Here is a 12,656-nt window from a genome sequence, read left to right on the forward strand (position 1 = left end):
GGTCAGATCGTGCAAAAACTTCGGAGCGGAAGCCCTGGAGAGGGGCCACAATCGGGTGCCGACGCCGCCGGCGGGGATCACGCCGTGGAATCGGGACATCAGATCTGAATTCAAGTACGCACTCCAAAATTTCTGTGCCGGGACGAAAGCCTTCCGCGCAATAAAACGGATTGCGAATAATACACTGCCATTAGCTCTGACTCTTCTCTACTTGGAAGGGAAGTCTTTGTTAATGGCACGAACAACAGCATGGACTCCTTCGTATGCTTCAAGACGTAAAGTCTTCAGAGCATCTTCAGAGATGGGCATATCGGCCAAGCGGACCTTTTGCAAAAGGTTCTCGTCGGTCGCACTGGACAGTAGAGGGGTACGTCCCAATCGACGATAGAGATTACGTGACTTTGAAGTCGAAGAGAGTACTACGGAAGAAACCCCGTAAGTAGTTGCAACAACTGTTCCATGGAATTTATTTGAGATGAGTGTATGCAGTCCACCGATTGCGGAGCTGATCTCATCGATATTCTCGCTATCGAAGATAATCTGATTCTCTAGAGGGAAATCCTTTGCGACTTGCAGATCGGCCGCTCGGGTGCGCCCCGTGCCCATCACGATGTTCATGATGTCAAAGCCCTCTTTTTGGAGTTCCCTACACGCGTTTAGCAAGACTGTCGGATCGGAGCCCGCGCGGTGAGTACGAAGAGAAATGCCAATTGTTGGTTTCTCGAACTTCTTAGCAGGAGGATAAACACCACTAAATGCCAGATCAGCATGATGGCGGACCTCAACATTAGGAGTAAGTTTCTTCCGAATCCACTCCGCACTCTCGACATCTCGCGCCGAAATGTACTTCACGTTCTTGTGCTGGAAGAAAGTACGCAGACGGCTCATGACGTCTTCAGCTTCGTGCTTAATCCAAGTTGGAACTCCTACACCGGAAATGTATATAGGCCGGTTTAGCCATGCTTTGTTCCAGTAAAGTGGAGAGATCTTGTTCGGGATGACCAAGTCACCGCCACCGATAACGATTGCATCGACTTCTTTAGCTATTTCGACTGCAGAGCGTGAGAAATACGGGTACTCCAACTTGTCGTGCAGAAGCCTTGTCTCATGCACTGAACCGATCGAATTTTCCCAAATGCGGTGGAAGAGCTCATCTCCATAATTGCCCCATCCGAAGAATCCTACTAAGCCAATTTTAGCCACGGTCTATTTTCCTTGCTGCTCGTATAGTTCACTAATAATGCGTGAAAGCATCATTTTTCCAAAAGTCTTATTCATATGATAAAAGTCGCGACGTTTGAAGAATCCCCGCTCATCAGGTGCGTCTGGCTGGCCTAAGCATAATGAGGTTTTGGTCCACATAGATCCGCGCTTACTTTCTTCGGGCTGTTCAATTACCCGGATCCCATTGGCTATAAATCGATTTTTTTGAGATTCATAATTCTCTAACAAATATCGTTCAGCCTGGTTATCGTTGAACGCGTGAAACGCTTCTAGTCGCTCACCAGATTCAGTTCCGGCCCATTCGGCAGGCAGTGGTGCAGGAACCAACGTCACGGGCTTGTCGGTTACACGTCTAAGGATTGAAATTAATCGAGAGGCTTGCGATTGCGCAATACGATGATTCGTATACGAAATGGACACCTCTGGAGTTAGTAATTGCCCACCCAGATCAAACGGTAAATCGTCAGGTTGGTATTCTTTCCAACTCTCGATCATCGACACAACAGAGAATCCGAATCCAAGAACAACAAAATGGTCCCAATCCTCCGCAAAAACGGTAGATTCGGAAGTACTGGTGGCCTCAATTTTGACCATGTCCAGCGTAGCCACATCTTTCGTTCCGACTATCTTTAAGGGCTGGTTTCCATAGGTTCTCGAAATATAGAACTTACGTTCCTCAGTTGAAGACTCAGGCTTAACCCCGTGCGAAGTAACTGCAAGAGGGGCAAGATGTGAATTACCGATAAAACAAATTTTCATTTCGCAAATATCTCCAAAAGCGAATCGTCACAAAATACCTGTTCGTCTGCGATACGTTCTTGTTTTGCCGTCAACGAAGAATTTTTGACCGGTATATGTTCAGAGAAGAAGTAATTCATAACCTTTTCCACCGCTTCAGGTTGGACATTGCGTCCAGTCTCATCAAACGGGGAATTTTCGACGTAGCTTGACGAGATAACCTCGTAGGACGGGAAATAATCGACGTCCTGGCACCGTCTAATTATCTCACCAGCGGCAGCTCTAAGTACCGCCTTAGAGTACGTCGTCGCCGTGAGCACATGGTCACTGGTTGCAGTGGCGGCTAGAGGAACTGGAGAGACAGTAAGGATAAACTTGATTCGAGGATTAACTCGACGAGCCAAAATACGGAACTCCAGAAAATCTCGCACAACCTCTGTGTAATCAAAATTCTTAAATTCGTACTTTTCAGAATCATAGGAACCAGCGACTGTTCCGGGAGCAGTTGGATAGACAGTGCCATCCACCTTTGACACCCATCCTTCAGTCAGCCCCATCGTGAAGACAAAAACGTTAGCTTGCTTCAACAATTCAAGAACACGTCTGAGGTGGACTTTACGATGTCTTAGTACCAATTCGGGGCTATCGTGCCCTCCGGGGAAAATCGTAGGACGAAGTGCATCATAAAACTTCCCATCACGCTCCCAGACGACTTCCGCGGGTACTCGGTCACCCATGGCCTCTCGCGCAAGTTGTGACAGTTGACGAGTGTAATAGATATTTCCATAACGGGCTGAATAAATTCCGTAGCCATGTTCCATAGCCCCAGATTTAGTTAGATTCTCCGGGGCCGGCTCAACGTCAACGACATTATATCCATTTGACCGCATGTACTTGGCGATGTGCTGAGCGAAGCAGCTTCCTGCGGTTGCAATGCGGTCGGTTGCTTTGATTTCGAAGCGCTTTTTGTACAAATCGGGAATCGTCGCCACTGAAGAAGTGCGCATACCGGTCTTCCAGTACGTCCGTCTCGGATTCCCTCTATAAGGCGACTCAGGAACCGGAAAATTCTGCGTACTTGTCATATCAGAAGCTCTCTGCCGTATATAGTTCAGACTCGATCAGTCTAGCAAATGATAGCTCAGAAGCTTCCCTATGGAGCTCCTTGCAAATTGAAGGGGTAACGACAGATCCGCCAGTTTGGAGTTCGCTTCCTCCAAAATTGGCTGACAAACATCTCCCAAGCCATGTGTCTGAGCAATCTCAAATCCAGTTCGAGTTAGCTCGGATAATGTTTCTCGGTCCTTGTGCAGCATATGTCCTCGTTTCCTTGCTAATTCAGCGAGGACGAAGGAGTAACCGTTGACTACTTCATCAGCACTACCTTCAATCTCAAATTTGTAGATTTCATCTGGATGAATCCGCCCACCAAGTGTTGATAGCCTGGCATCTACTTCCGGAGAAGAAATGTTCTTGCGGTCATCGTCATAACGATGCGAAGCCATTTGTGGACTGATTAGTGAAATAATGTCATGAATTACGCTGAGCGACTTGCCGGATCGTACTGTCCCTTTCCAACTTTCCGAACGAGCTAGGCCTACGAGTTTCCTATTCATAAAAGGTCTGACCCCGATCATAGACGTAGTGACAAACCGTCCGCTATGTAGGGCATTACGGTGGCCCAGATAATGCCACTCAGATGCTATAGGGTCATCGAAGTCGATGCCCATCTCCAACATTGCTACTTCCGTTTCGGCATAAAACGCATCAGCAACGTTCTTGTTCTTGATTGTCCGATGAATTTGAGACATCGAACGCCATCCGTATTGCCCCTTTGCCAATTCAGCACCATGACCTCCAATATTGAACGTCGGATGCTCGGTTACGATACGGTCAGGAAGGACCATAAAATCGTAAAGTCCCGAGCTAGATAAGTACCAAAGACCTAGCGGATTCTCGACGCGTTCGATCTTTCGAGTAGCTGCGTTAGGAATTTGCCTGTTGAGAGGTAATTCGTGGATTTCTGCTAGTTCCGCGACAACTTCGAAGTCTTTCTGATGCTGCGGGGCCGAATTCTGACACGTGATTTTTGCCTGACTCTTTAGTTCCTCAGATAAGGTCATCGATGCAATATTTACACGCGAATCTAGCCCGCCGCTCACGGCCATATTTACACGCGCCGGACCCAACGATGCCAAACTGGACAACAAACTTACGTATTCAACGGTATATTCACGAAGACTCTGTTCATAAGATGGACCAGCGTCAGCCCCAAAAATCTCGGGTAGGTTGCCACTTTGTAAATGAGCAACCAATCTTTTACCAAGCTCCACTCGCATGGTGGAGCCCACCGGTACCATTTTAATCTGGTCAATCATGGTATTGCTACTAAGCATTTGTCCCGCCATGGCATTTGCCCAGGTACGAGCAGTCACGGAGGTCACATCAACAGTAATCGGCATTGACAGGATTCGTCTGCTTTCTCGCAAGACGTAAATCGAATCCGAAAATAGTGCGACGTCACTAGCAACTGTCCTAAACAAAGGGCAGAGACTAAAGAGGTCGTTCGAGATCTCAACTTTGTTTGATTCTTGGTTCCAGGCGCAACTTACGTAGCAGCCTTCGACCGATTTGAAGCTCAACGATCTTTTGTCAACAACTGATGAACTACTTGAATTACCACTGAAAATAACCTTCCTCTCTGTTTCATTAAATATGGCATACCCACGGAAAAACACCTTATTATTGAAATCAGTTTCACTCTCAGCTCCACGGCTTACAATAAGAATTTTGTAACCGTTACTGAGATCTTGTTCAGCCATTTCCGAACTATATTTTCTGTTAATAGATTCGTTGGACATTAATGACGAACGAATCTTGTCAATCTTGGATTTGACGCCGACAGCTATAAGATAATTAGACACGAGCACTTCCTTCATAGAAGCCGATTTATGGGAAATTTAACTGACGGATTGCATTCATCAGCCCAGTTACATGCGAAATTTCGGCATTCGCTAAATCTCGAACATGCTTTCTTGTAAGGCTTTGCACAGAACTTGACAGGCTGGTCCTGCCAACTAGTGGTTCTAACAGATCTATTAATTCGGGAGGAATTGCTCCTGAAGGAGAATATCGCATCAACGCAAGTGACTTGGACGTATCTCGCAGCGAAACGTATGGAATCCCATATTTGGAAGCGACCACAAGCGCATGGAACTTCGCGCTCATCACCAGATCCATTTTGCGTAGGTGATCAAGCATTTGCGCGGTGTCGTCAAACGACTCAGCGTATTCCCCTAAACCATGTCGTTTAAGATTATCAATCTCTCGTTCACGCTGATCGCCAGTTGCTAGCACCAATATTGATGCAACAATTCTCCCCTCGGAATGCGCAGCAAGAAGACTACCCCAGATCTCTAAATCAGATTCCGTAATTTGTGTTTTATTAAGGACGAATGCGACCCTTGGCACGGCATTAACTCTTCCGTCGATTCCGTTGGAGGGAGCAGTGTCCGCAAACACTAAATCGGGAACTATTCGGACTGGAACTTTAGGCCTGATATTTTGACTTATCCACTCGGCACTTCGTTCATCTCGCGCGCTCAATGACAGAATGTTATTTGAACTAAAGAACTTTTGAAGGCGTGGTATAACATCTGGGCGATTTGTTTTTGACTCTTCAGCGACCCCAATACCAGACACCACAATCGGCTTGGCAGTCCATGCACCATTCCAATAAAGGGGTGAAATTGCTTCGATTCTGATCAAGTCACCTCCACCAATTATGACGGCATCGACTGATGATGCTTTAGCAACAGCCGACTTCGTAAAATAGGGCTTCTCGATTAAGTCATTCATACGTACTAGCTCGTACTGAGACAATGTTTCGCGCCAAATATTGAAGAACAATTCATCTCCAAAATTTCCCCATCCGAAGAATCCGACTAAACCAATACGCAAAGCACAACTCCCAAGTATCCGACACTAGATGACCTCCAGGGCTCTCCGTGACCTTCGATTAGTGATGGAAAATATTCTAATTTCATTCAGTTTCAATACAATAACAACAGAACCAAAAATTCAGTTACTCACCGTGTGAACCACTTCACGACCCTATTCTATCAACTGACTGAAGGGGCTTTATTCTGCAACGACCCAAAACGCGCCCATTAGACATAGAACGGATTCCAGTAATTTGGATTGGAAAAGTGATGAAGACCTTTGAAGTGAATCTTGTTATCAGGCAAGTCCTAAACGAATACGCTTCCGCAGATTCCAGAACTCTGTAGAGCCGACGTTCTAGGGTCTGTTTTATCCTCCTGCGGCTTCCCTTTTCCTCTTCTTTTCCGCCACGTATGTCTCAATGTAGGACAGGACCCGTCGACATACGCCATCAGGATCAGCGCAGCGGCATGCGGCGCCCTGTTCAGTTACAGGTTTCCACTGCTGTTTAGCAGAGGTAATTGGAAGCATCTGTGCGTTGTGCAGTCTCGTAACTTCGTCGATACAGTATCTCGCTGGTTCATGGACAATCGATCTCATGACTTTGTGGACAAACGGACTCATAAGATCGTGGACACCCTGTCGCATACCTTCGTGGAGGTTCGAGTCGTGACTTTCAAGCACGCTCAATCGCTTGCGTACTGCGCTCTCTCCACGACTCGGAGCCATGATCACCAGCTATGATCCGACACAGCCTGAAACCTTGATCGTCAGCGAATTCTGCATGTCACCGAATATTTCGCGAAGCATCTACTACCGCCTACCTGAACGGGCCTCCCAAGAATCACCTGGCGAACTCCAACCGCGTTCGCGAGCCCCGAAGCAACCTTCCAGACCCTACGTTCCCTAAGTGATCAACGATCTGGTCCGGATCCGCAGAGAGCATAAAGAAGATGGTTGGGACTATCGACCGATAACCATCCATTTCGCAGCGACCATCCTTGAAGTTCCCGGCGGCCGAATCCCTGCCGTTGCGGCTATTGCCCGGTTGCTGGACAGTGTTGTTGGGCAAGTTGAACGCAGTCCACACGCAAGCGCCACAGATCCTCCTGCGTTCCCTGCGTACGTTCAACTGCCATAGCCGCTGTGGCAACTGGATGCGTTCGAATACAGAACCGGTTACGACCAGGTAGTAACGGTCTACCACCTCATCGACGACGCGACGCAATTCGACGTGGCAACCAGTGCGTACTCGCGCCAAGAGAACAGTGGCGACGCGCAGCAAGTACTCTCCAGTGCCAGTTATGTAGTCCGGGCCGCCCAAGGAAGTCCTCAGCGATAATTCCAAGACACTAATTCAGCTGCGTGGCGGCACCGTTGGCACCGTTGAAGTTTATTTTGCTCTACAAAGAGGCCTACCGATCACCGGGCTACCCTGCCGTCCAACTGCCCAGGGTAAGAACGAGCGTTCGCACCGGACCCTGCAGCAGTTCCTTATAGCCAACAGACCACGGAATCTCGCGGACGTGCAGAAACTGCTTCAACGTTACCGTGAGCACTACAACATGAGCATCCCGCACCAGTCGTTCAATCAAACCATCCCGCACAAATGGTCTGGGAGTTGAGGGAGCACACGCCGGCCACCGAACCAGTAACGATGGTGTTTTGAAAGCGAAGCGGCCGAGTACTTGATGAAGCATCGAATCGGCTGCTCCTCGGTGGACCGCGCTGACCTAGTCGTTTCGAAAACTGGTGACAGCCTGACGAAGATCAGGGACGAGCAGCAATCGGAGATGGAACTGGAAATCCATCCACTACTGATTCGGGTCAGTAAGGATAATAGCCAAGCCCACTGTCGTGGAAAGCGGCTTTCACTACTGCAGACCTATGCCAGACCCAGGTACTGATAACCATCACAGACGACGAAATTATTTCGTTGAATCCCCATACCGCGAAGGTGGTCCTAGGTTTCCCGTTATCTCCAGTTGCTTTGCGTGTTCATGGGCGTTTTGTGGCTTCGTTTTCGATCAGAGGAATTCACTTTGCGATTCCGACCAAGCAATAGAGGCGGAAATCCGCCGACTATCGACCGCAGTACGAAGCGAGGAAAGCCGACAAGCCTGAGGCATTCGATTACCTTTAGTTCGTAGCTACTGACGGCGTCCAAATCCACCCCGCCAGTAGCTGTGTACAAAGTCGCCAAATCGATTGTCCACGAAGCAGTGAGACCCTGGGTCTACGAAGTAACGAGATGACACATCCGGTACGCGCACAGGTGCTACCAAATACATCTGCTAAACAACTGCTTTTCGTCGAATGACACCCTATGGCCTATAAAGCCGTTGGGCTGGGGTTTACACCAGCCAGCGACACATAGACGGCCTCCGAACGCAGATTTCCAGAATGCGAGCATGCAGCCACCCAACTGACTACGACGACCGAACCAAATCCCTTAGGTTCACGATTCACTTCTTTCGATTAGCTTCATGAGCGAAGTCATTGCAGACGTGTTTTTCTTGATTCGAGAACCGAGTCAAATAGTTCGGGGGCCGACATACTGTTTCTCTGTGTTTGATCTTAAATTCGAGGATTTTGCCCCGATACACCAACGAGCAATTTTCAAAAGTCGTTCAAGGGTCAGTATTCAATTAGTGTTGACAGGAGGGTCGTGGGCCCATTGACAGACTTCGTCTGTTCGACACTGTGCATGTCGGGAGTCGTTATCAATCATGTAGTGCAGCACGGGTGCCCGACTGAGGTTGTTTTCCTGAATATTTGCGAACTGTGGTGCTCAAGAGCATCGCCTGAATCCCAAGAGATCGCCTCCCTCAAGCCAGTGCACTACTTCAGCGGCCTGCTGCTACTGGCCAATCTTGCATGATCGACATTCTCTGACCGGTTCGAATGTCTGGTCCGGCCCGAGCCTGGCGCAGAGCTGAAAGTTACTATCATCGCCTCATTTGCATGCAGCAAGCAACTCCATGGATTCCGGCCGGTTCTGCTAGATGTCCAGGCTGGGAGGCGGAAAAATAGCTCTCGGCCTCATTCGTGCACTCGGTACTCGATTAGAAGAGAATTCGAAACGACACTGGAACTTGTGCCGATGCGAAACATGGGAGGATCACTGGAACCCGTCGGGCCGGCGATTCGACGTGGCAGCACCGGATACAGTTCATCTCAGCAACGTGACAGAGGCCCGGGTTGATCAGAGCATGCTCATTCTCTCCCTTATCGTGAATCTGTCCGAGCACAAGATCATCAGTTCACGCTGGCCCCTCGCCGACCATTAGCTTTCACGAGTCAACGCCTGTTCAGGGACTAAGGCGAGCCGTACTTTATTATGAAGTTGCTGGTGCATACCGATCTAAGATTCGCTATCAGCATCCGTCGTGGAAATACTTATTGAAGGATCAGGATGCGGTGAAGTCCATCTCGCACTAGAGCAATTGCTACCAAAACTCGGCTATTCTGAAATTCTATAGCCAGTTAGAGTCAGACACATTCCGTGGCGAACGATTTATAAATGCTAGCCAGCACCAGGAACAGAACAAAGCGTTTATACCAGTAGAAGAGCACTAAGCGGCGTCAAGAATGGATGAAGGGTACGGCACCGATCGATATCGATGCCATACCCTTGCTGCCTCATGCGGGACGATTGTTCAGCTAGTGCGACCTTATTGGACTAGTTCGGTGCACAACTGAACTGTTAGGAGCTACACGCATTTAGTCAGCCAAGTTGATCTCTCGCGCAACGCTCGCACCGATGGCAGCGCCAACGACATCCAAGACGCCCTGCGGCAGTGCCGAATCAACATTGATCACAGCCAACGCTTCAGCCTTCTTCTCATCGCGCGATACCTGCATACCGGCAATGTTGACGCCCTGCTCCCCCAGCACGTTGCCCAGCGAACCAACGACGCCTGGACGATCCGCGTAGCGGACCACGATCATGTGATCCGAAATAGGGATTTCAATTTCGTGGCCGTTGATGCCTACGAGCTTCTCGATCTGCTTAGGCCCGGTCAAGGTGCCCGCTACAGCAAGCTGGGTGCCCTCATTGGTGGACCCCTTGATGGTCAACTGGTTGCGGTACTCAGGCGAATCAGGGGTGGTGATCAGACGAGTAGCAACACCACGCTGCTCAGCCAAGACCGGCGCGTTCACGTAGGAGACCTGATCCGAAACTACGTCCATGAAGACGCCCTTGAGTGCCGAGAGCTCCAGAGCCTTGACATCCAGTGCGGCGATCTCTCCGGCAACTTCAACGTCAATGCTGGTCAGCGAGCCGGAAGTCAACGCATTGAAGATACGGCCCAGCTTCTCAATCAGCGGGATACCAGGGCGCACGTTCTCATCGATGATGCCGCCGGCAACGTTCACAGCATCCGGGACCAATTCGCCGGCCAGTGCCAGGCGAACCGACTTGGCAACCGAGACGCCAGCCTTTTCCTGTGCTTCATCAGTTGAAGCGCCCAGGTGCGGGGTGACGGTGACGTTCTCGAATTCGAAGAATGGAAGATCGGTGCTTGGCTCCTTGACGAACACGTCAATGCCGGCGCCTGCGATCTCTTCATTCTTCAATGCTTCGTAAAGCGCGTCTTGATCCACCAGACCGCCACGGGCCACGTTGACCACGTATGCGGACTTCTTCATCTTGGTGAAGGCATCCTTGCCCAGCATGCCCAGGGTTTCCGGAGTCTTTGGCATGTGGATGGTGATGAAGTCGGCCTCAGCCAGCAACTCGTCCAAGGTCAGCAGGGTGACACCCAGCTGTGCGGCACGGGCAGGGGTGACGTATGGGTCGTAGGCAACGATCTCCATGCCAAAGCCCTGCAGGCGGGCAGCAACCAGCGCACCGATACGGCCCAGTCCGATAATGCCGGCCTTCTTCTCGAAGAGTTCAACGCCGGTGTAGGCGCTGCGCTTCCATTCGCCGTTCTTCAGCGATGCGTTGGCAGCTGGAATGCGGCGTGCCAGGGACACGATGTGGCCCACGGTCAATTCAGCCGCGGAGATGATGTTAGAGGTTGGAGCGTTGACTACCATGACGCCAGCCTGGGTGGCTGCCTTGATGTCTACGTTATCCAGGCCTACGCCGGCACGGGCGATAACCTTCAGGTTCTTTGCTGCGGCGATAGCTTCGGCATCCACCTGGGTTGCGGAGCGAACGAGGATTGCATCTACCTCGGCAATGGCTTCGAGCAGCTGGGAGCGGTCAGCTCCGTCGGTCTGACGAATTTCAAAGTCGGGGCCGAGAGCAGCAACGGTTGCTGGGGAGAGTTGTTCGGCCAGAAGTACGATTGGCTTGTTGTCAGACACGGGTGTGGCACCTTTGCGATTTCTTGGGCTGATGCTGGCAGATTGGCGATGGTTGATAACCGCCAACATGTTCCACCCTAACGCTGGAATAGTTTGAAAACCGTTGAATTCACGCATGTTACGCAGCCTGAACGTCACTTTGTGAAAACTTTCACTAATTAGCTAGAATGTGAATTCTGCTCCATAGCCGGGCCTCCCCCGGATGCCCGGATTCGAAGCGCTCATTCCTCGCCCGGTATCTTCGTTTGAAAATCGACGCTTCCGCGGAACGCGCCAGCAGGCGATTCGCCGATCGCGCAGTTCGATGACAGAAGCGCATCAAGACACTTGTGCTCCGCGAGCACTGGCTGTTGCAGACCGAGTCGTCCCTGTCCGCCTGTTTCGCGGTTTCGCGGTTTCCCTTCGACCAGAACTGGATTCATGGGAATTGATGATTGCCTCCCACAGTGGTCCCCCTGGCTACCCAACACAAGCTTGATGACTTTTGATTTCGGTGTTGAAAAACTGGCATAAAAGCATATTCCTCGGTGCAGCACAAGCCCTAAATCCGTCATGTAACTGGCTGTTTAATAGCAAATTTAAAGTCGCTGATATTTTTAGTAGCAGTTTCGGCAATTGAGTTGTAGGCTGATGCCAATACATGCAAGGACTTTGGGGAGTCCGCACTGTATCTGGGGGAAAACCGTTCGAACTTGGTGGTCGGATGGCTTTGTGTGCTTGTCATTGACGCACACCTTGGAGCAGGAGTTTCCCTCCAAAGTCCACAAAAATTGGGGTTTTTGTGTTTGACTATCATGTTGGGGATGAGTCTGCGCACCGCAAAAACGGTCGTACAGGTAAAAAGTCCTTGCTCTGGGGAGCAAAAAAACATTGCACTTCGCAAAGCGCCTTTTCCAGCGTTGCAATTAGCGCCGGAATTGTCTTCTCTCTGGCATTCGCCGGAACTTTTGTGCCAGCTTCCGCTACTTCGGTGAGCGAATCTTCAGCGGAAGCAAAACCCGCCCCGTCGGCTGCTGAAACCGATTCGGCGGCCACGCTTGTTTCCGCGACGCCCACGAGCCAGGCACCCTCTTCGACTGAGCCTTCCGCTGCTGCGGCTTCTTCCGAAACCCCAGCGCCAAAAGCGAAAGCGTCCAAGCCGCCGGTTGAAACCCAGCCGACGGTAACGCAGACGCCGAAGGCCGCGCCGGAACCTGAATCCGAGGCGCCGGTTGCTCAAACGCCACGAGCCGAGGCATCGGCAAGCGAAGAGGAAAAAGCCTCCGAGGCACCTTCTAGCGCTCCAGCGTCGAAAAGCGCGACAGCAACGGCGCAAGCCACGGCAACTGCCGAGCCGTCGCCTACGGAAACTGCCAAGAAGCCATCGGAATCGCCGTCACCGACGCCGACACCGACGGCCTCGCCCAGCGAGGCTGACAACAAATTGCTCGCAC

The 12,656-nt window shown here is 50.6% G+C and carries 9 protein-coding genes and 1 pseudogene; 1 reads left to right on the top strand and 9 read right to left on the bottom strand.

The window, feature by feature from the left end:
- The 6 genes from ACFVHU_RS17390 to ACFVHU_RS17415 form a co-directional block, all read right to left on the bottom strand.
- On the bottom strand, nucleotides 1-99 hold a 99-nt coding region (locus tag ACFVHU_RS17390; protein ID WP_388025851.1), incomplete at its 3' end, for a sugar phosphate nucleotidyltransferase.
- 108 nt (nucleotides 100-207) lie between these two features.
- On the bottom strand, nucleotides 208-1,203 hold the full coding sequence (locus ACFVHU_RS17395) for a polysaccharide pyruvyl transferase family protein (RefSeq protein ID WP_388025699.1): 996 nt from the start codon (nucleotides 1,201-1,203) through the stop codon (nucleotides 208-210).
- A 3-nt stretch (nucleotides 1,204-1,206) separates the two neighbouring features.
- The gene (locus ACFVHU_RS17400; protein WP_388025702.1) at nucleotides 1,207-1,983 is read right to left on the bottom strand and encodes a hypothetical protein; all 777 of its coding nucleotides are present in this window, start codon (nucleotides 1,981-1,983) and stop codon (nucleotides 1,207-1,209) included.
- On the bottom strand, nucleotides 1,980-2,969 hold the full coding sequence (locus ACFVHU_RS17405) for a GSCFA domain-containing protein (protein ID WP_388025705.1): 990 nt from the start codon (nucleotides 2,967-2,969) through the stop codon (nucleotides 1,980-1,982). The genes ACFVHU_RS17400 and ACFVHU_RS17405 overlap by 4 nt, the downstream gene beginning before the upstream one ends.
- Before the next feature lie 114 nt (nucleotides 2,970-3,083).
- On the bottom strand, nucleotides 3,084-4,886 hold the full coding sequence (locus ACFVHU_RS17410) for a hypothetical protein (protein WP_388025708.1): 1,803 nt from the start codon (nucleotides 4,884-4,886) through the stop codon (nucleotides 3,084-3,086).
- 25 nt (nucleotides 4,887-4,911) lie between these two features.
- Complete coding sequence (locus ACFVHU_RS17415) at nucleotides 4,912-5,922, bottom strand: polysaccharide pyruvyl transferase family protein (protein WP_388025710.1); 1,011 nt, start codon at nucleotides 5,920-5,922, stop codon at nucleotides 4,912-4,914.
- Nucleotides 5,923-6,598: 676 nt separating this feature from the next.
- Here ACFVHU_RS17415 and ACFVHU_RS17420 point away from each other — a divergent pair.
- Nucleotides 6,599-8,047 (top strand): annotated as a pseudogene (locus ACFVHU_RS17420) (integrase core domain-containing protein).
- Between the two features lie 1,580 nt (nucleotides 8,048-9,627).
- Here the strand turns inward: ACFVHU_RS17420 and serA are convergent.
- The 3 genes from serA to ACFVHU_RS17435 form a co-directional block, all read right to left on the bottom strand.
- Nucleotides 9,628-11,223, bottom strand: coding sequence for a phosphoglycerate dehydrogenase (serA, locus tag ACFVHU_RS17425; protein WP_388025713.1), 1,596 nt, complete (start codon nucleotides 11,221-11,223; stop codon nucleotides 9,628-9,630).
- Nucleotides 11,224-12,015: 792 nt separating this feature from the next.
- Nucleotides 12,016-12,360, bottom strand: coding sequence for a hypothetical protein (locus tag ACFVHU_RS17430; RefSeq protein WP_388025716.1), 345 nt, complete (start codon nucleotides 12,358-12,360; stop codon nucleotides 12,016-12,018).
- Between the two features lie 78 nt (nucleotides 12,361-12,438).
- Complete coding sequence (locus ACFVHU_RS17435) at nucleotides 12,439-12,642, bottom strand: hypothetical protein (RefSeq protein WP_388025718.1); 204 nt, start codon at nucleotides 12,640-12,642, stop codon at nucleotides 12,439-12,441.
- Nucleotides 12,643-12,656 lie beyond the last annotated feature (14 nt).

It is taken from the genome of Glutamicibacter sp. NPDC127525, assembly GCF_042672105.1.
Taxonomy (GTDB): domain Bacteria; phylum Actinomycetota; class Actinomycetes; order Actinomycetales; family Micrococcaceae; genus Glutamicibacter.

Bases quoted from the DNA above. Each gene is read 5' to 3' on its own strand.
- ACFVHU_RS17400 (WP_388025702.1), bottom strand. From the start codon at position 1,983: ATGAAAATTTGTTTTATCGGTAATTCACATCTTGCCCCTCTTGCAGTT.
- ACFVHU_RS17405 (WP_388025705.1), bottom strand. From the start codon at position 2,969: ATGCGCACTTCTTCAGTGGCGACGATTCCCGATTTGTACAAAAAGCGC.